Raw genomic sequence first — 20,764 nt, forward strand, 5'->3', positions numbered from 1 at the left:
CTCCTATCATTAGTGAGCTATTACTTTATTTTAACAACTTCAACTTAAAAAGAGCTTGATCAATATCCAAGCTCTTGATTCATGTGCATTATTGCAAGACAAGTGACGCAGCACCAATCACTCCAGCGTCATTTCCTAGAGTTGCAAGAGCTAGTTTAGTTGTTGTGCGAACTTGTGGGAAGGTATTTTCATCATAAACCTTTTGCACACCTTGAAGGAGGAATTCTCCCGCAGCTGATACACCACCACCTATAACGATTGTTGATGGGTTTAGGATTGAACCGATGTTGGCACATGCAATACCCAAGTAACGTGAGAAGTTACGGTAAACGATCAAGGCAAGGTCATCTCCTTCTTTTGCCAAATCAAAGACAGTTTTAGCTGTTACTTCTTCTCCGTCATCAATCAAGCGTTTCAACTCTGCATCGCCTTCGTATTCATCTGCGTAACGACGAGTCAAGTTGACGATACCTGTCGCTGAAGCTACTGTCTCAAGACAGCCTTTCTTACCGCAAGTACATGCGATTGGTTGGTCAAAGTCAACTGTGATGTGTCCAAGTTCACCAGCAGCACCTGCAACACCGTGAAGCAATTTACCTTCTGCTACGATACCGCCACCAACACCTGTACCAAGTGTCATAAAGACAACGTCTGGTTGGTTGTCACCAGCACCCATCCAACGCTCACCAAGAGCTGCCACGTTGGCGTCGTTGTCAATGAAGAATGGAATACCCAAGGCTTTTTCCATTTTTTCTTTGATTGGTTGAAGAGTTTTCCAGTTCAAGTTGTAGGCACCGATAACAGTCCCTTTTTCACGGTCAACCACACCAGGTGATCCCATACCAATTCCACGGAAATCTTCAGCAGACAATCCAAGCAAGCCCAAACGGTGTTGAATAGTTTCAATCATATCGTCTACGATATGGCTTCCTTCATCCAAAATGTTAGTCTTAATAGACCATTTTTCTTGGATTTCTCCTTCTTGCGTTAAAATAGCGAACTTGATAGAAGTTCCACCAAGGTCAATCCCAATAATCTTTTGACTCATCGTCTTCTCCTTATCCTTAATTGAAAATGCTTACAGTACTAGTATAACAAAATCTGCCATTCAGTGCAAAGGTTTGCATTAACTTTCCAGAATTTTTTCTATTCTATGGTTTCCACAAACCAGAAGCATCTACATAATAGCGTCCGCCATCAACTCGCTCATTCTTAGCCATTTTACCATCCGATTTCAAATAGTAATTTCCTTGCCATGCATTACGAGCATAAGATCCATCTGATTTTAAGTAGTACCAAGATTGGTAAGAAGAGTCATAGACCCATTCACTCTGAGCCATTTTCCCATTTGACTTGAGGTAATATGCACCTTGCCAAGTATTTTGCGCATAAGATCCATCTGATTTGAGGTAATACCAGGCTTTGTAGTAAGAATCATAAATCCATTCACCCTGAGCCATCTTACCATCTGATTTGAGGTAGTAACTTCCTTGCCAAGTATTGCGGGCATAAGATCCATCTGATTTGAGGTAATACCAGGCTTGGTAATAGTTATCGTATACCCACTCATTCTCAGCCATTCTTCCATCTGACTTGAGATAGTAAGCACCCTGCCAAGTATTTGTTACTGGTTTCCCATTTTCAGAAAAATAGTACCAAGATCCATTCTGACGAACCCAGCCACTTTCAGCTGCTACACTTGGGGTAGGTGCTACACTATCAGGTGCTACATTGGTGTTAGCTTGAGATGCACCCGTCTTTTTCTCTTTTAAAACTCCCTGAGGCGCATTCTTCGATTCACAAGCGATTCCATCATGATCCTTATCCAGAGTGGCAGAATAACCTGGTTCTCCCTTATGAATATCTGCATATCCATTCTCCCAAGCTTCCTTACAGCTCGAAAAATGGATACTTTCATCTGCAACAACAGGATGTAAAAACAGAGCAAGGACAGGTAAAGAAACTAGGCCTAGTTTTAATAGATGACGTTTGTTCATGATTTTCTCCTAAAATTATAATATCAATCTCAATATTATTTTATCAAACTTGTTTCAGCAATTCAAGAAAACTTCTGGTTAATTCTGCAAACTCTTTTGGTTTTGCCTTATTCAAGACATGAGGGCCGTCAGGGATGATCTCAAACTGAGAATCTGGAATCAGTTCTTGAATAGCTTTCATTGAACTGAGATTAGGCTTATCCTGACTACCACAAATTAACAAGCTTGGATAGGGACAATTCCGTGCAATCTCTCTTAAATCAAGTGTTTTTAATTCCTCAGAAACTCCAACCATAAGAGCTTTATCTGCCCCCTGCTTCTCATATATCCTCTTAGGAAGCAATTTAAATATCAGCAACTGAATGTAAAAAGGAATGTTACCTGCTAATTTCAGTGGACATCCTGACAAAACCAAGGCCTGAAGATTTGGTATCTCAGAACTTGAAAGCTCCAACGCTAGTGCAGCCCCTAAAGACAAACCGATTAAGACAAAAGGTTCTGTTTCCTTTGATAAGTGCTGATAAATGCGTTCCTTGGCTTCTTGGTAGGTCCCAACTCCTGAAGAAAATAAGTCCAGGGCTTCAGAGGGATAATCTGCCAGCAAATCCTGAACTTCTTTCCAACTATCTGCTGACTGTCCCAAACCGTGTAAAAATATGAGTTTCAATTAGTTCTCCTTTACTGACAATTCATACAAGCCCCTGACTGCATTACAGCCATAGATAACTTCTGCGCGCTTCAAATCTTCTATGGTCAAGTTCTTCTCTTCTACTTGTCCGCTTTCAAGTAAATGCTGGCGATAAATTCCAGGTAAAAGACCAAGATAGCTAGGTGGTGTATAGAGCTTACCATCCATTTTTAAAACCAGATTCGCAATAGAAGTTTCAAGCAATTTTCCATCAACAGTGTGATAGATGATTTCCTGCTCTCCCGTTGTCAAATGCGGTCGGTGGGTCGTCTTAAAGTAGGTAAAGGCCTGCTGCAAATCAGCTTCTTGCAGACAAAGTTTAGCCTGACAGAAGCCAGAACTAAGTGGTGTTAATACTTGTCGATCAATGTCTATTTCTCCAGACTTATTGAGACTGATTCGCAAACGGTAGTCTTGATGGAGGTCACAAGCCTGACATTCCTTCTCTATTTCTTCTATCAAACCAGCTTCATCAAATGGAAAGGCAAAGTAACGACTTGCTTTTTGCAGTCTTTCTAGATGTTGCTTTTCAAAGAGTAATTTTTTTTGGCTGATTTTCCCTGTCGTAATCAATTGAAAACGAGGCTGTTTTCGGTAAAGAACAGCAGCCTTTTGCTGGACTTCACGGTATTCTGACTCCCAAGTGCTATCCCAAGTGATGCCTCCACCGACTCCATAGATGGCTTGCTCTCGATGCAGTTGAATGGTTCGAATAGCCACATTGAAAATCCGGCGCCCATTTGGAAGCAAGAGACCAATCGTACCACAGTAGACTCCTCTAGCTTGTGGTTCCAAGTTCTTGATAATTTCCATAGTCGCTATCTTGGGAGCCCCTGTAATAGAACCACATGGAAAGAGTGAACGGAAAATTTCAACTAGGTCAACATCTGGTCGTAACTGACTCTTGATGGTCGAAGTCATCTGCCAAACCGTTGAATACTGTTCCACCTGACATAAACGTTCCACATGCTCACTTCCCACCTCAGACAGACGATTCATGTCATTGCGCAAGAGGTCCACTATCATCATATTCTCTGAGCGATTTTTAGGATCCTTTTCTAACCAAACTGCCTCTTTCAAGTCTTCAGCATCAGTCAAACCACGTTTAGTCGTCCCCTTCATAGGACGAGTTGTCAGTTCACGATCATTTTGTTCAAAAAAGAGTTCTGGACTCATGGAAATCACTGCCATGTCGTCATGTTCAACATAGGCATTGTAACCTGCCTCCTGCTCTACCACCATGCGATTGTAGATAGCAAAAGGGTTAGAAGTCAACTCCTGCTTGAGTTGAACGGTGTAGTTGACCTGATAGGTATCTCCCTGCCGTAAATGATGGTGAATCTGGGCAATCGCCTTTTCATAGTCCTCTGCAGAAGTTACTTCCTGCCAGTTTGATGGCAAATCCACCTCCTCATAAGTCAGAGGAATGCTGGATGTTTCAACTTTGTCATGAACAGTAAAGTAAAGCAAATACTCGCCCAGTAGAGGAACCTTGTGAACTGCTAGTTTTTCCTCAAAAGCAGGTGCAGCCTCATAACTGACATAACCTGCTACATAAAAGCCTTGCTCTTGGTAGTTTTCCACTTGAGCTAATAAGTCTGCCACTTCTGCTAAATCTCTGGTTCTTAACTCTTTGATAGGCTGGGTAAAGGTGTACCGCTCGCCCAAAGCCCTAAAATCAATCACTGTTTTTCTATGCATATCCTAAGTATACCATAAAAGCCAGACCCCAAACAGGAGATCTGGCAATTTTATTCTTTGAGAATGATAAAGTAGATGTCACTTTCTAAGAAAATCTGAACATAGCATTCTCTTTTATCACACCGACTTTTTATCTATCCTTTAGGAAAGAGTTCAGATGAAAAGGCATCTGTAACCTGTAATAGTTTTTGGAAGACTTTTTTCTTCAGAGCTACTGTATAGTTTGCAACTGAGCCTCCATACTTAAAGTTTCGGTAATCCGTTTCTACTGCTTGGTCAAACAAATCTTGCAATTTCTCGTAAGAATCAATTTGCTGGCCATCAATTTCAAAACTATGAATTCCTCGTTTTGCCTTGGCAATAATAGCGTCAAACCAGGCCTTCTTCCATTCTTCCAAGTTCTGGAACTTGCCCTTCGAAACCTTCTGGATGATGAAATCATCTCCAAGGGTGTCACGTCCCTCGCTTAACGCCTCATCCTTGTATTTATTAGAAGCATAGCCTAGGAAACCATTTTCGTAGCCATAATAACCCCACATACGGAAGGCATTATGCTTGAAGGATAGGGCTCCTGGAGCTCCCTGACTTGTATTTCCACCATAAATAGCATCCACCATCTTGACATTGACATAAGCTGTCTTGAGTTCTTCTGGTCGGTAAGTTCCTTGGTAATGCCTATTGGTGATGATGTTATGTTTGATTAAGTCATCCACAGAATTTAGCTGAGTCTTGGCTTCCTCATCTGTCAATGGACGGACATAGTCCCACTGGTTTGGAGCAAGGAGTTTATTATCTTGGTCCTGATGACGCATTTGCTTGGTCATCTTGCTGAACCAAGCCTTCTTCAAAGCCAGATCATTCTTAGCGAGTACTCGTTCTCCTTCCAGATAATCTAGAAGCATCAAGGCCTCGTTATACCCCTTCATGTAGTGGTCAATCTGCTGGCGTGTTTGCAACTTGGTTGGATCTGGATTGTACCATTGATCCCCATCATTTGGTCGCATGTAAGCCATGTTGATACCGAGGGCGCCGTACTCACCCTGATGACCTTCCTCAGCCGGTGACTGGAGCATGCCCTGAGCATAGGCTTCTACATAGGTTCCTTCACGGTGTTTGTAGCCACCCAGATAGACAATACGATCGTTGACGTGAGTTGTCTCATGGGTGTATACAGACAAGCCATACTCACTCATCATGTCAATTTCTACAAAGTGAACAGCATCTCTGGCATTTATCTTTGGATAGATAGAGGCATAAGCTCCTAGCTTATTGTCTTTATAGTAGCGACCTGCTGGTCCAAATACCTCACGAATTGGCGCGTAATCTTCCATACCACTAGTATGTCCATAACGCTCTACCCAGCCACGTCCATCAACGCGATAGCCTTCCCAAACTGGTGTAGCTACATTAAAGTCACTCTTAACCATACGGTCTTTGACATCATCAGCAGCAAGTCGATACCAGAAGTCCAAGTAAGTCAACTGACGGTCCGCTACTAGATCAATGTCAGCTTTCATCTGGTCTATTGTTTTGCCAGATTTATCTGCTGATCCAAAAGTAATGGTATTGTAGTTGGAAATCAAGAACATCTGTGCCTTCTTAACATTCAACAAAGGCAGAATCATATTGCGATGCAACCAGTTATTAAGATTGTCATAAGCCCGATGCTTCCGATTTGCAATTTCTTGATTCTTCGAAGCTCTCTCGGCTATGTACACATGGCCCTTGGTAGCATTCACAAACCAGTCATTCATATCCTTGTCAGTCGTCAATAACTGTCTGTTGTAGTCTAAGAAGGCATGTAAATCTTCAGATTTTGTATCTTTGGCTAGGACTCTTGCAAAGGTTTCATGAGTCTGGTCGCCTTTTAGGTTGTTCTCTCTTGAACCAAGTTCAATCAATCGATCCAAGATATCCACATTTTGCCCATAAAAATCTGGTTTAAAGAGCATGAGTTCTTTCAGGTTGTAATCCGCAAATCGGATACCGTAATAGCGATTAAGATAAGCAAGTCCCAGCATGATAGCTGATTGATTGTCCTGAACTTTTTTCTTCAAGGCAGCAGTTCTAGCAGGCGAATCATTCCACTGATAGTCTAGATTGGTAAGCAACTTATCAACTAGGGTTCCCAGCTGCGCTTTGACTTCTGCAAAGCTTTCTTCTAGATACCAGTTCTTCACTTCCTCAACCTTCTTATCAAGGCTAGTGGTTTGATCATCTAGGATTCGATAAACTCCATCCGACTGTAAGTCCACCGTTTTCAGGATAGATATTAGCTCCTTGGCTAGGGCTGAACGGTCCTTAACCAGCATATCTGGAGTATAAAGCAGATCCAAGTCGGCAATCTTGTATTCCTTGATGGCAGTCAAGCCAGAATTTTGTGAGGTAATTGCAAATACATCCTTGGTCTTGTCTGCATAATGAACCATGATATGATCTGCCACTGACAGGTCCGTCACAAAATCTTGTCCCTTCATAGCAATAACAGAGACTATCTCTTTCTTGGCTAGATTGTGTTTAAGATCCAGTTTATTCCCTTGATTAACGATCCATTCTTTATTGTAGAAAGGCTGTAATTTTTCAAGGTTACGATAGGCTTGATCATGGCGACTATCATAATCTTGAATATCCTTATAAGCGTATTCTTTTACACCGGCAATAGTCGGAGAATCAGCACTTGACTTAGCCAAGTAGTAGCTGTATCCTGCTTCAAAGGTTTTCTGAGCATTGCGCTGAATCAAGTCAGTTGCCTCAGCAGTAACCTTGTAGTACTCTTTGCCATCTATTCTCTCAGTTTGAATAGACTTGATGGCTAAACGGCTGGTCTTGTGGTCCTCTGAACTAATCTTGAGGTAATAGTTTGCTAAATCGCTTGGTGCTTCTGTTAGTTGTTGAATCTCAGACTCTTTGCCATTTTCAACCTTAACAAGGCTTGTTTCCTTGATATCTTTTATTTCTAGCTTTTTAAGCTCTAAACGAAGCTTCTTGTCCTCAAGTAGAGTGCTCTCCTCACCCTTACCACGATTAAAGACCATCCTTGTAGATATGGTGTAATCCGTATAAAGTTTCAGATTATCAACTGTTGCTTCCAGCTGATCACTCGTGAAGTCCAGAGTCTGTTCCTCTAGCCCCTTGGCTTTAATAGTGGCACTGATTTTTGAAACGGTAACGCCATCTGCCTTGTCCAAGTTATAGCTTAAGCGAGCTGAACGGCCCATCGAATTTCCAGTAATATTAGAAAGAGTAAGGACTGGTACAGGTTTTATCTCTACATTTTTCTTACTACCACGGACGATAATCTGATCTTTAGCTTCTGTTAAAATCCGTGTTGTTTCTTTGAGTTCTGAGATACGTTTCCCATCTTTTTCCTCATAGCTGGTAACAATCTCTTTCTCACCATCTTGACCGACTTGCTCAATTCTTGTTTCACCAAGAAGCATGTCTGGATCAATTTTTTCCCTAGTTTGTTTAGGAATCAACTCTTTTCGGACTTCAACATGTAGAGTCGGTTTTGCATCTTGAACGAGCGCTTCAGTGGCATTCACACCACCACTATAGCTAGGGAGTTCCTGTTTCAGAGTATCAACTGGGACTGCGCCTCCTTCATAATCTGGTAGGCTTTCAGCTACTGTACCTTGACCATTGACGCCTCCTTCAAATGTTGGTTTTGTTGGCTCGACTAAGGATTCGCCGAATACGCCACCGGTGAACTCAGGATGTTCCTGTTTCAGAGTATCAACTGGAACTGCACCACCTTCATACTCTGGTAAGGTTTCAGCTACTACACCTTGGCCATTGACGCCACCCTCAAATGATGGTTTTGTTGGCTCAACTAAGGATTCGCCAGATACACCACCTATAAATTCAGGTTTGTTGTGGACTTCTGGGACGCCACTTTGACTACTAAATTCTGCTTTATACTCTGGCAAGGCTTCAGCTACTGCTCCTTGACCATTGACGCCACCCTCAAATGTTGGTTTAGACGGCTCAACAAGTGGTTCACCATTAACTCCACCTGTGAATTCAGGATGTTCTTGTTTCAGAGTATCAACTGGAACTGCACCACCTTCATACTCTGGTAAGGTTTCAGCTACTGCTCCTTGGCCATTAAAACCACCCTCAAATGTTGGTTTAGACGGCTCAACCAAGGATTCGCCTGATACGCCACCTGTAAAGTCTGGTTTTTTGTGGACTTCTGGAAGGCCACTTTGACTGCTAAATTCTGGTGTGTACTCTGGCAAGGATTCGGCTATTGTACCTTGACCATTGACGCCACCCTCAAATGTTGGTTTAGACGGTTCAACCAAAGATTCTCCCGATACACCACCTGTAAATTCTAGTTTGTTGTGGACTTCTGGAAGGCCACTTTGACTGCTAAATTCTGGGATATACTCTGGCAAAGCTTCAGCTACTGTACCCGCGCCATTGACGCCACCTTCAAATGTTGGTTTAGGTGGTTCAACTAAAGATTCGCCGGATACACCGCCTGTAAAGTCTGGGATTTCCTGTTTCAAAGTTTCAACTGGAACTGCACCACCTTCATAGTCTTGTAGGGTTTCAGCTACTGCTCCTTGGCCATTAACACCACCCTCAAATGTTGGTTTAGACGGCTCAACCAAGGATTCGCCTGATACGCCACCTGTAAAGTCTGCTTTGTCATGGACTTCTGGGATGCCACTTTGACTGCTAAATTCTGGTGTATACTCTGGTAAGCTTTCAGCTACTGCTCCTAGGCCATTGACTCCACCTTCAAATGTTGGTTTTGTTGGCTCAACCAAGGATTCACCTGATACACCGCCTGTAAAGGCGGGTTTCTCGTGGACTTCTGGGATGCCACTTTGACTGCTAAATTCTGGTGTATACTCTGGTAAGCTTTCAGCTACTGCCCCTTGGCCATTAACACCACCCTCAAATGTTGGTTTTGTTGGCTCAACCAAGGATTCGCCTGATACGCCGCCTGTGAATTCGGGAATTTCATGAACGGCTGCTTGATTTACTGGTTTTGCAGGAATTTCTGGATTTGCACTAGATGTTAGATCTTGCCCCGTCCCTCTTAAATCGGACTCTAATAAATAACCGACATAATCATAGCCTTTAATGTCAATAATACCTTGAGAGAAACCATCTGCAGAGACAAGGGTTTTAGTCTGATCATAAGCTAGTAAGTCCTTGTGTTCAAAAGCAAATACTTGATAAGGGAGTAATAAACTCTTACCTACAGAAGCAATCAATAACACTCCAACTATCTTAGAAGGCTTTTTCCTAGAAAATAGGAAAACCACCAAACTAGCCGTCAGAAGACCAAGACCAGCCAAGGGGAAGGTGACTGATCCTGTTTGAGGTAAGACGGCTTGTCCCTGCTTACGATAGACTAGATAATAGCTCTCTTGACTAAGATCTTGTGGTAATTCATGGTGAATGAGTTCACGTTCAGCAGCTGTCAACTCCGATTCCGATAAATAGTGAAAGGAAACTTGCTTGGTTTCATCTGCCTGAACCAGTTTGGGTTCAAGTGCTCCTCCAATGAAGGCAAGTCCAATCAATACCGAGCCCACCCCCATGCTCAGTTTACGAATGGCAAATTTTTGTAACTTTTTTCTATCTTCCATATCAGCTTTGTTCTTGTCCTTAAAGACATCTCCTTTATTCCGTTTTCATAATCTTATTATAATATTTTGTTGATTTTTTTACAAAATATTTTCGAGATAAATCGATATTTTTATTTAAGTACATATTCCAATATACCATCTGGCTAGCGACCCAGTTATTAGTAGATAGCTTCAAGCGTTGAAAAACGGATAGCTTTAGCCTTGCCTGTTTTCAGTATTGAAAGATTTGCGGGAGTAATACCTACACGTTCGATTAAATTGCCCAACCGCTTCTAAAATCCAAATTCTACACTTCTTATGAATTAAAATATATTTCTAGTAAACTCTTTTTAATAATTTCAAGATCACTCAACATAATCCAACAAATAGCCATAGCCCTTTTCTTCCATTTGATCCTTAGGAATAAAGCGAATGGAGAGACTATTGATACAATATCGTAGCCCACCCTTTTCTGTAGGTCCATCTGTAAAGACATGTCCTAGGTGAGAATTCCCTGTTCGACTTCTGACTTCTGTTCTGACCATATTGTATGACTTGTCTTCCTTATAGGTCGCAACATCTGGACTGATCGGCTGGGTAAAACTTGGCCAACCACAACCCGACTCAAATTTATCTTTCGAAGAAAAGAGAGGTTCGCCAGTCGCAACATCCACATAAATACCTGCTTCAAATTTATCCCAGTAACGATTTGAAAAGGCACGTTCTGTTTGACCATTTTGAGTCACGGCATACTCCTCTGAAGACAAAAGTTTTTTCAATTCATCGTCGCTCGGTTTTGGATATTGACTTGCATCAATGACCGGATAGGCTGCCTGATTGACATTGATATGGCAATATCCATTAGGGTTTTTCTGGAGATAGTCTTGGTGGTAGTCCTCAGCCACGATAAAATTTCTTAAGGCTTCCTTTTCAACCGCTAGAGGCTGGTCGTATTTCTGAGCAACTTGGTCAAAAACTTGATTGATGACTTCTAAATCTTTCTCATCTGTATAGTAGACTCCTGTTCTGTACTGAGTCCCCACATCATTTCCCTGCTTATTCTTACTGACTGGATTGATAATGCGGAAATAATGAAGCAAGATCTCTTTTAGAGAGATTTGATTAGCATCATAGGTCACATGAACAGTCTCAGCATGCCCAGTTTGGCCGATCAATTCATACTGGGTTGTTTCTCCTCTACCATTTGCATAGCCCGAAACAGCATCTGTCACACCCGCTACTCGCGAAAAATACTCTTCTACTCCCCAGAAACAACCTCCCGCTAGATAGATATCATGTAAGTCAGCATCTTTACTTGGCTCAGTTTTTTTCTTGGCCTTTTGTCCTTGACTAACTGCTGCCTTCTCGATTTGAGTGGTATCTGTGTAGCTTGCGCTCCTTTTTTCCAAAAGAAATAAAAATCCAATAATAATGCAAATGATGATTCCAATGAATACAATTATTTTTAATTTATCATTCATGATGAGCCTCTAATCTATGCTTTTTAGCGTCTGTAAAATAGTTTCCTTGTCCATAAAACCTGGCTGGGTCTTGACTAGTTTGCCTTCTTTATCGATAAAAGCCTGAGTCGGATAAGAACGAACTCCGTAACTCGCTAAAAGTTGTCCCGAAGGGTCTAACAATACTGGTAAATCTTTATAGTCCAAGCCCTGATACCATTTCTTGAAGCCTTCTTCTGCTTGCTCGCCTTTTTGACCAGGAGAAACGACTGTCAAAACAACATAGTCATCGCTTTCTTCTTTAGCCAGCTCATCGGTATCAGGTAAACTAGCTAGACAAATAGAGCACCAAGATGCCCAAAATTTGAGATAGACCTTTTTACCCTTATAATCAGATAGATGATAGGTTTTCCCATCAACTCCCGTGAGTTCAAAGTCTGTAACTGCTTCTCCGTTTTTTGCTACCTGAGAGCTAACTTGCTCTTGTTTGTCTCCATTTTGTTTATCAGCCTCGCTTGTTGTCTGATTTTTACAAGCTGATAGACAAAGAAAACTAGTGCAGACCAATGCAGTTGCTTGCCATTTTTTCATCTTCATCACCTTCCTTGTTTATCATATGAATATAGATATTGACTTTGTAGTTCTATTATATACCTACCTTGCTAAAAATACTTAGAATCTGTTTGGAAAATCATTAAACTTCGGCTCTATAATATTTGTAGTGGGTAAATCCCCTATGGATATTATGGAGCCTATTTTTGTGTAGAAAAAAAGTCCCATATGACCTATAATGAAAAGCGACTAAACAACTCATTAGAAAGATTCATATGGAACAATTACATTTTATCACAAAACTACTCGATATCAAAGACCCAAACATCAAAATTCTAGATATTATCAATATGGATACTCACAAAGAAATCATCGCTAAACTGGATTATGAGGCTCCATCTTGTCCTGATTGCGGAAGTCAAATGAAGAAATATGACTTCCAAAAACCGTCGAAAATTCCTTACCTCGAAACGACTGGTATGCCTACTAGAATCCTCCTTAGAAAACGCCGTTTCAAGTGCTATCAGTGCTCGAAAATGATGGTCGCCGTGACCTCTCTCGTCAAGAAAAATCACCAAATTCCTCGTATTATCAATCAAAAAATTGCGCAAAAATTGATTGAAAAGACTTCTATGACTGATATTGCCCATCAGCTTTCCATTTCAACTTCAACTGTCGTTCGCAAGCTCAATGACTTCCGTTTTAAACATGACTTTAGCCGACTTCCTGAGATTATGTCTTGGGACGAGTATGCCTTTACCAAGGGAAAGATGAGTTTTATCGCACAAGATTTTGACAATCTCAACATTATCACCGTGCTTGAAGGTAGAACCCAGACTATCATCCGAAATCACTTTCTGCGCTACGATAGAGCCGTTCGCTGTCAGGTGAAAATAATTACTATGGATATGTTTAGTCCTTACTATAACTTGGCTAAACAGCTTTTTCCATGTGCTAAAATCGTTCTAGATCGCTTTCACATTATCCAACATCTTAGCCGTGCTATGAGTCGTGTCCGTGTTCAAATCATGAATCAATTTGAGCGAAAATCTCATGAATACAAGGCTATCAAGCGCTATTGGAAACTCATCCAACAAGATAGCCGTAAACTGAGTGATAAACGTTTTTATCGCCCTACTTTTCGCATGCACTTAACGAATAAAGAGATTCTAGACAAGCTTTTGAGCTATTCAGAAGACTTGAAACACCACTATAATCTCTATCAACTCTTGCTTTTTCACTTCCAGAATAAAGAAGCTGACAAATTTTTCGGACTTATTGAGGACAATCTGAAGCAGGTTCATCCTCTTTTTCAGACTGTCTTTAAGACATTTCTCAAGGACAAAGAGAAAATTGTCAACGCCCTTCAATTGCCCTATTCCAACGCTAAATTGGAAGCGACTAATAATCTCATTAAACTCATCAAACGAAATGCTTTTGGTTTTAGGAACTTTGACAACTTTAAGAAACGAATTTTTATCGCTCTGAATATAAAAATGGAGAGGACAACGATTGTCCTCTCCAGATGTTAGCTTTTATTCAACCCACTACAGTTGACAAAGAGCCTAAACTTCTTGATTACAAAAACTCCCACCTGCTAAGCAGATGAGAGCTTTGAATTATTAGACTTCCTGCGAAACTAGAATCCTAGTTCACGATTGATAATGCCAGTAATCAAATTCATTCGTAATCCAAACCGTTTGCGTCGATTTCGATAGGTTGTTGAAAATATTTTAAACGTTTTTACTTTGGCAAAAATATTCTCAACCTTGATTCTCTCTTTAGATAGCGCATGGTTATAGGATTTATCTTCAAGAGTTAGTGGCTTAAGTTTGCTTGATTTCCTCGGAGTTTGCGCTTGTGAATACATCTTCATGAGTCCTTGATAACCACTGTCAGCCAAGATTTTACCAGCTTGTCCGATATTTCTGCGACTCATTTTGAACAATTTCATATCGTGGCAATAGTTCACTGCAATATCCAAAGAAACAATTCTCCCTTGGCTTGTGACAATCGCTTGAGCCTTCATAGCATGGCATTTCTTTTTACCAGAATAATTGGCTAGTTGATTTTTTTAGGACGATTTATTTTTACCTCTGTTGCATCCACAATCACCGTATCCTCAGCACTAAGATGAGTTTTTGAAATCGTAAAGCCACTTTGAATAAGAGTTGATTCAACCCATTGACTCCGACGAATTAAGTTGCTTTCGTGAATGCCAAAATCAGCCGCAATTTGTTCATAAGTACGGTATTCGCGCATGTATTGAAGAGTAGCCATGAGGAGATCTTCTAAGCTTAACTTAGGGGTCCGTCCACCTTTTGCGTGTTTACGTTGATAAGCTGTTTTTAATACGGCTAACATCTCTTCAAAAGTAGTGCGCTGAACACCAACAAGGCGTTTAAAGCGTGCATCAGTTAATGGTTTACTTACTTCATAATTCATAGTTTTATTGTATCATATTTTGTTTCGCAGGAAGTCTATTTAAAGATTGAAGTTTTAAAGCTATCTGTTTGTTGAAGAAGTTTCTTGAAGACTTTTTCTTTCAAAGCAACAGTATTGTCAAATTTAACAGATCCGTTATTTAGAGTAGCCTTATCTTTATCAACTGCTTCAGCAAATGCGCGTTTCAAGTCTTCATAACTATTGTATGTTTTACCATCAATTTCAATAGATTGAATTCCTTTTTTAGCGCTTGTTACAACTTCATTGAAGTATGCTTTCTTCCAATCTTCAAGATTGTTGAATTTTCCTTCAGAAATCTTGTTAATGATGAAGTCATCACCTAGAGTATTTTTACCAGCTTTTTTAGATTCAGCTTTCAGCATGTTAGAAGCATAGTTTAAGAAGCCTTTTTCGTAACCATAGTAACCCCAGATTCTGAAAGTATTGTGTTTGAAGGACATAGCTCCAGGAGCACCTTCACTTGTATTACCACCATAGATACCAGTCATCATTGGAACATTCACATAAGCAGAATCAAAGTCAGTAGGATTATAAACTCTGTTACCTGGACCACGGTTGGTCATGAAGTTGTTGGTTACTAAGTCATCTACTGTACGTAAAGGAATAGCTTTCTCCTCATCACTTAAAGGTCTAACCTTATCGAATTGGTTCTTGGTGTTATTTCCTCGGTATTGCTTATCAACCTTCTTGAACCAAGCATTGTTTAAATCTTGATTTGCTTTATCGAGGACAGCTTCTCCTTCAAGATAATCCAGAAGCATAAGAGTATCGTTGTAGCCCTTCATGTAACGATCAATTTCGTCACGTGATTTCAGATCATTTGGATTGGTGTTATACCATTGATTTCCATCATTTGGACGTTCATAAGCCATGTTAAGACCTAGGGCCTTATATTCACCGTTTGGATTTGACACTGATGGAGTTTGCAACATTCCTTGTGCAAATGCTTCAAGATCTGTTCCTTCACGGTGTCTTGAGCCACCTAGATAAACCATTCGGTCATTGACGTGAGTTGTTTCGTGAGTAAAAGCAGAAACTCCAAAATCACTAATCATGTCCGTCACCATAAAGAAGACAGAGTCATCTTTATATGGATTCGCGTAAACACGAGCAGTTGCTCCCATACGCCAATCAGTCGCATGGTAACGATCGGTTGGTCCGTACAATTCGCGAATTGGAGCTACATCTTTACCACTATTAGTATGCCCATAACGGTCTGTGCTGATACCTTTATAGTTTTGGTTATCCAAAACTGGTGTTGGTACCATGTTATTGCTCTTCAAGAGTTGATTCCGAACCTTATCAGTTGCTAAACGTGACCAGAAGTCTAGATAATTCTGCTGCTCTTTAGCGACCTTATCAATTTCAGCTTTGAAGGCATTCCGTTCTGCTTCAGTATACTTACCATATTTCTCAAAGGAACTATAGGCCAAGGTATTATAGGTTGAAATTAAGAACATATGAGCATCTTTAAGATTCAAAAGTGGCAAGATCATCTTACCGTGCATATCATTGTTTAAACCTTCGTAGGCTCTGTGTTTCTTATCAGCAAACTCAGGAGTTGTTGTTTTTGGTTCCACGATATAGACATTATCTTTAGTTGCTTTAATGAACCAATCATTTAGATCTTTGTCTTCTGTGAATAGACGCATATTATAGTCTAAGAAACTGTTTAACTCGCCTATACCGATAACTCCACCGATAGTTTCGCGATAAGCTTCTAAAGTTCTATCACCTTTAATATTATTTTCTTTGGAACCAATCTTGATCAAGAAGTCTAACACACTTACATTTTTACCATAGAAGTCTGGTTTGAACAACATAAGTTGCTTGATATTAAAGTTATCAAACTTAACTCCATAATAACGATTGAGGTAAGACAAACCAAGAAGAACCGCTGCCTTGTTGTCATCAATCTTCTTGATCAAGGCACGTTTAGCAGCCTCATCTGTGTTTAATTGATGATCTTCATTTTCAAGCAACTGTTTCACAAATTTAGCCAGATTATCCTTGACTTCTTTGAAGCTTTCTTCTAGGTAAAGATCTTTGATAGCGTTAACTTTATTTGGTCCTGTTCTACCAAGTTTTTGGTAAACTGGATCTGATTGTAGCTCAACTGGACTTAATTTTTCAACGATAGCATTGATAAGATCGCTACGGTCTTTGTCAACGATATTAGGTGTGTAAACAACTTCTCCAAGTTCAGCAATGTTGTACTCTTTCACTTGTTTAACCTTAGATTCTTTCAGCGAAACAGTAAAGATGTCTTTTGTCTTATCAGCATAGTGCACCAAAATGTGGTCAGCATCAGCCAATTCTGTTACAAAGGTATTGCCTTTCATGGCAGTTACAGACAAGACTTCTTTAGTCAAGAGAGGACTACTTGCAGCAAGTTTGTTTCCTTGGTTTACGATCCATTCTTTATTATAGAATGGTTGCAATTTTTCGATATTGCGGTAGGCAAGTTCACGAGAGGCATCGTAATCTTGAGTATCTTTATAAGTATCAGCTTTTACTTTCTTATTATTGAGAGTATCCTCAACAAGAGGTTTAATTTCAAACGTATCAGCAGTGATACCGAATTCAGCGATCTTTTTATTTGCTTCTTCAAGACTGATTTCTTGAATTCTGTTAGTACGAGAACGTTTGAATGAACGTTTACCAGAGCTGACATCTTTAACAACATAGTTTCGCTCAATCCAATCGTTTGTATAGTAACCGTCTTCTTCGTCTAAGTCTTTTGAACCGTAGAACTCTTCACCATTTTCAACTTTCATCATTGAAACAGTATCAGCAACTCTACCCCATGTCCAGTTTTTACTAATGAATCCACCAACCTCAACAGGTGTCTTAACATTAATGGTTCCTTTAGTAACAGCATTACGAACAGAAGCATACTTGTCGATTCCATTAGGATCCGAACCATTATCAGATCTAGCAAGAAGACCACCAACACGAGCTTTATTGGCTGTAATATCAGCATCTACATAAGCGTGTTTGATATTCCCTCTCCAAATTTCACCGGCAATACCACCAATATCCCAGCCTTTGTCACCAACACCAGTAAGTTTACCAATGAATGCGACATTTTTAAGTAGGCCACCAACATCTGCTTTATTGACAATACCAGCAATACCATCTTTACCAAGAACACTACCAGTCACCTTGACATTCTCAACTGTAGCATTTTTAATCGTTCTTGCAAGTGGTGAAATATTTTCAGCCCAAGGCATATTGATATCAACGTTACCTAGGTTAATATTTGTAACCGAGCCACCCTCGATATTATCGAACAATTGACGAGCCATATTGTGGATTGTGTACTGCTTTCCTTCAACACTTGTTAAAGTTCCACTAAACTTACCAGGTACATATTGTTTATTTGGTGTTGGAACATTAGCTGCATTAAGATCAGCACCTAGTTTAAATGTTCCATTTTTATTGTCCTGCATGGCCTTTACAAGATCATTGAAATCATAGTAAACATCACCTTCATGGGCTTTTGGCTTAGCAAAGTAATGAACATATTCCTCTGTAAACTGATTATCTGCGTTACGTTGGACTAGGTCTGGTGCTTTAGCAGTTACTTTGTACAATGTTTTACCATCTACAGTAACTTCTTCAATCTTGTCAACAGCTAGTCTTGTAACCTTGTTATCATGAGTTGTCACTTTCAAGTAATAAGGTTTAACATCTGATGGTTTAGCTGACAATAGACTATTATCAGTTTCTACACCTTGGTCATCAACACTGATAAGGCTGGTTTCCTTGATATTTTTGACTTCGACTTTTTTGAGATCAAGTCGCAGTGGTTCTTCCGTGAGAACAACTTCTTCGTTCCCATTTCCACGATCGTAAACCATCTTAGTCGCAATCTTGTAGTCCTTGTAGTATTTCAAGTTTGTAAGATTTGCAGTCAGGTCTCCCTCAGACATGTTGACTGTTTGAAGGCTAGTATCACCATCTTTCAAGACAACTTCAAGAGATTTAATGGTTACACCTGTTGGTTTAACCAATTGGTAACGAACCTTGGCACTACGCTCTAATTCTTCTTTATCTATATGAGTGAGGGTCAACGTTGGCTCAGTCAGGATTTGATCACCTTTTTTGATGATACGATCTTGAACTGCTTCAACAACTTCCTCTGAAATCGTTGGAGCATCCGCAGTTTTCACGCCCTTAAGAGTCTTATAGACTTTGGTAATCTTTTTCTTACCGTTTTGACCAGCTTGAGCAACAACTTCTGTTCCCTTCGGAAGAGTGCTGTCTACTTCTGTTCTTGTCTCGAAAGGAATTTCTTCAAACGAAACTTCTTCAACTTGACCTTCAATAGCCTTGGTACCACGACTAATTTTTTCGTTTACTGGCGCCGTAACAATTTCTGTACTCGTGCTGATTGGGTCCCCAACTTTTTGGCCATTGACTGTCTTATAGACACGATGAATCAGCTGACTTCCTGCTTGACCGTTTTGAATCACTGTTTCTTCATCAGTGTAACGAGTATCATCAGCTACATACTCCTTTGTATATGGAACTGCTACTGTTTCAGTTTCTGTGACAGTTGCTTCAGCTACTTCATACGCTGGCAACTCTGGCTGAACTAGGGATTCACCTTCGTGACCTGCTTCTTGGGTTCCTTTGGCTGTAATCTCACCTGTATAAGCTGGGGCTTCTGGCTGAACAAGAGATTCGCCTTCATGGCCTTCTTCTTGCGTGCCTTTAGCACTAATCTCGCCGGTGTAGGCTGGCAATTCTGGCTGAACTAGGGATTCGCCTTCGTGGCCTTCTTCTTGCGTGCCTTTAGCACTATGCTCGCTAGTGTAAGCTGGGGCTTCTGGTTGAACTAGGGATTCACCTTCGTGACCTGCTTCTTGGGTGCCTTTAGCACTAATCTCGCCGGTGTAGGCTGGCAATTCTGGCTGAACTAGGGATTCGCCTTCGTGGCCTTCTTCTTGCGTGCCTTTAGCACTATGCTCGCTAGTGTAAGCTGGGGCTTCTGGTTGAACTAGGGATTCACCTTCGTGACCTGCTTCTTGGGTGCCTTTAGCACTAATCTCGCCTGTATAGGCTGGCAACTCTGGTTGAACTAGGGATTCGCCTTCATGGCCTGCTTCTTGAGTTCCTTTAGCGCTAAATTCGCCTGTATAGGCTGGCAATTCTGGCTGAATCAAAGATTCGCCTTCGTGGCCCTCTTCTTGAGTTCCTTTAGTGCTAAGTTCGCCTGTATAGGCTGGCAATTCTGGTTGAACCAAAGTTTCGCCTTCGTGGCCTGCTTCTTGAGTGCCTTTAGTGCTAAGTTCGCCTGTATAGGCTGGCAATTCTGGTTGAACCAAAGTTTCGCCTTCGTGGCCTGCTTCTTGAGTGCCTTTAGCACTAAGTTCGCCTGTATAGGCTGGCAATTCTGGCTGAACCAAAGATTCGCCTTCGTGACCTGCTTCTTGAGTGCCTTTAGCGCTAAGTTCGCCTGTATAGGCTGGCAATTCTGGCTGAACCAAAGATTCGCCTTCGTGACCCTCTTCTTGGGTTCCTTTGGCTGTAAGCTCGCCGGTGTAGGCTGGCAATTCTGGCTGAACCAAAGATTCGCCTTCGTGGCCTGCTTCTTGAGTGCCTTTAGCGCTAAGTTCGCCTGTATAGGCTGGCAATTCTGGTTGAACCAAAGATTCGCCTTCGTGGCCTGCTTCTTGAGTGCCTTTAGCAGTAGCAATTTTCTCTGACTGGTCTTGGAAATCTGATGCTTTAAAGTAACCTACGTACTCGTATCCTTCAATTTGAATGACACCTTTTGCCAAGTCCTCTTGACTACTTCCAGCAATCGTTTGGTTATAAGACACCAAGATTTTATTCTCAAAGGCTTGAGCTGACTGAGGGATAAAGTAACTACCACCTAGAGCTCCAATAAAGAGAATACCCAACATTTTATTACGATGTTTTTTAGACATCACCACAACAACCAAAGACGCTGTTGCAAAACCAAGAGTTGCTAGGGCCAACTCCTTGCTTCCAGTGTTCGGCAATTGTTGAGAATTCACTTCCTTTTTTCTGTAAACAAGATAGACAACATCATCTTGCTTTAAATCTGAAGGAAGTTCGCGATGGATCAAAGCCTTTTCTGCTTCTGTCAATTCTTGTTCAGCCAAATAACGGTAATGAACTTGGTTTGGTGCTGCCACTTCGTTAGCTGCAACAGTTTCAACTAAAAAGTTGTTTGCTCCCAAAAGAAATGTCCCGATAACTGCAGAACCTACACCAACTGAGAACTTCCGAATAGAGTATTTAATAACTTTATCAAACTGCATTTTTCTGTTTTTCATT

The 20,764-nt window shown here is 40.8% G+C and carries 11 protein-coding genes; 1 reads left to right on the top strand and 10 read right to left on the bottom strand.

Going from position 1 to position 20,764, the window contains the following annotated elements; genetic code table 11:
* Positions 1-88: 88 nt before the first annotated feature.
* From RRU92_RS09960 to RRU92_RS09995, 8 genes are all read right to left on the bottom strand, one after another.
* The gene (locus tag RRU92_RS09960; protein ID WP_000078556.1) at positions 89-1,048 is read right to left on the bottom strand and encodes an ROK family glucokinase; all 960 of its coding nucleotides are present in this window, start codon (positions 1,046-1,048) and stop codon (positions 89-91) included.
* A gap of 103 nt (positions 1,049-1,151) precedes the next feature.
* Complete coding sequence (locus RRU92_RS09965; protein WP_315639722.1) at positions 1,152-1,997, bottom strand: excalibur calcium-binding domain-containing protein; 846 nt, start codon at positions 1,995-1,997, stop codon at positions 1,152-1,154.
* Between the two features lie 43 nt (positions 1,998-2,040).
* Positions 2,041-2,664, bottom strand: a complete 624-nt coding sequence (locus tag RRU92_RS09970; protein ID WP_315639724.1) for an alpha/beta hydrolase — start codon at positions 2,662-2,664, stop codon at positions 2,041-2,043.
* Positions 2,665-4,386: an aminodeoxychorismate synthase component I gene (pabB, locus tag RRU92_RS09975; RefSeq protein WP_315639725.1), complete on the bottom strand. Its 1,722-nt coding sequence runs from the start codon at positions 4,384-4,386 to the stop codon at positions 2,665-2,667.
* A 134-nt stretch (positions 4,387-4,520) separates the two neighbouring features.
* Entirely contained in the window at positions 4,521-9,995 is a 5,475-nt protein-coding gene (locus tag RRU92_RS09980; protein WP_315639727.1) for an SIALI-17 repeat-containing surface protein, read from the bottom strand.
* Between the two features lie 158 nt (positions 9,996-10,153).
* The gene (locus tag RRU92_RS09985; protein ID WP_148131649.1) at positions 10,154-10,261 is read right to left on the bottom strand and encodes a helix-turn-helix domain-containing protein; all 108 of its coding nucleotides are present in this window, start codon (positions 10,259-10,261) and stop codon (positions 10,154-10,156) included.
* A 78-nt stretch (positions 10,262-10,339) separates the two neighbouring features.
* Positions 10,340-11,455, bottom strand: a complete 1,116-nt coding sequence (gene msrB / locus RRU92_RS09990; protein ID WP_315639731.1) for a peptide-methionine (R)-S-oxide reductase MsrB — start codon at positions 11,453-11,455, stop codon at positions 10,340-10,342.
* 9 nt (positions 11,456-11,464) lie between these two features.
* Positions 11,465-12,025, bottom strand: a complete 561-nt coding sequence (locus RRU92_RS09995; RefSeq protein ID WP_315639734.1) for a TlpA family protein disulfide reductase — start codon at positions 12,023-12,025, stop codon at positions 11,465-11,467.
* A 236-nt stretch (positions 12,026-12,261) separates the two neighbouring features.
* Here RRU92_RS09995 and RRU92_RS10000 point away from each other — a divergent pair, with 236 nt between their 5' ends.
* Positions 12,262-13,518 (top strand): ISL3 family transposase, encoded by a 1,257-nt coding sequence (locus RRU92_RS10000; protein ID WP_315639140.1) that lies wholly within the window; start codon positions 12,262-12,264, stop codon positions 13,516-13,518.
* A gap of 107 nt (positions 13,519-13,625) precedes the next feature.
* On the opposite strand, the gene RRU92_RS10005 is transcribed toward RRU92_RS10000, so the two are convergent.
* Both RRU92_RS10005 and RRU92_RS10010 read right to left on the bottom strand, forming a co-directional pair.
* Positions 13,626-14,431, bottom strand: a protein-coding gene (locus RRU92_RS10005) for an IS5 family transposase (RefSeq protein ID WP_315639137.1) whose coding sequence is annotated in 2 segments (ribosomal slippage) — positions 13,626-14,054 and positions 14,057-14,431 — 804 coding nt in all. Because the reading frame shifts where the segments join, the coding sequence is not laid out codon by codon here.
* A gap of 35 nt (positions 14,432-14,466) precedes the next feature.
* A complete protein-coding gene (locus RRU92_RS10010; RefSeq protein WP_315639736.1) occupies positions 14,467-20,763 on the bottom strand; it encodes a ZmpA/ZmpB/ZmpC family metallo-endopeptidase in 6,297 nt (2,098 codons plus the stop codon).
* Position 20,764 lies beyond the last annotated feature (1 nt).

This window comes from Streptococcus sp. DTU_2020_1001019_1_SI_AUS_MUR_006, assembly GCF_032340315.1.
Taxonomy (GTDB): Bacteria; Bacillota; Bacilli; order Lactobacillales; family Streptococcaceae; genus Streptococcus.

Bases quoted from the DNA above. Each gene is read 5' to 3' on its own strand.
- RRU92_RS09960 (WP_000078556.1), bottom strand. From the start codon at position 1,048: ATGAGTCAAAAGATTATTGGGATTGACCTTGGTGGAACTTCTATCAAG.
- RRU92_RS09965 (WP_315639722.1), bottom strand. From the start codon at position 1,997: ATGAACAAACGTCATCTATTAAAACTAGGCCTAGTTTCTTTACCTGTC.
- pabB (WP_315639725.1), bottom strand. From the start codon at position 4,386: ATGCATAGAAAAACAGTGATTGATTTTAGGGCTTTGGGCGAGCGGTAC.
- RRU92_RS09980 (WP_315639727.1), bottom strand. From the start codon at position 9,995: ATGGAAGATAGAAAAAAGTTACAAAAATTTGCCATTCGTAAACTGAGC.
- msrB (WP_315639731.1), bottom strand. From the start codon at position 11,455: ATGAATGATAAATTAAAAATAATTGTATTCATTGGAATCATCATTTGC.
- RRU92_RS09995 (WP_315639734.1), bottom strand. From the start codon at position 12,025: ATGAAAAAATGGCAAGCAACTGCATTGGTCTGCACTAGTTTTCTTTGT.
- RRU92_RS10000 (WP_315639140.1), top strand. From the start codon at position 12,262: ATGGAACAATTACATTTTATCACAAAACTACTCGATATCAAAGACCCA.
- RRU92_RS10010 (WP_315639736.1), bottom strand. From the start codon at position 20,763: ATGAAAAACAGAAAAATGCAGTTTGATAAAGTTATTAAATACTCTATT.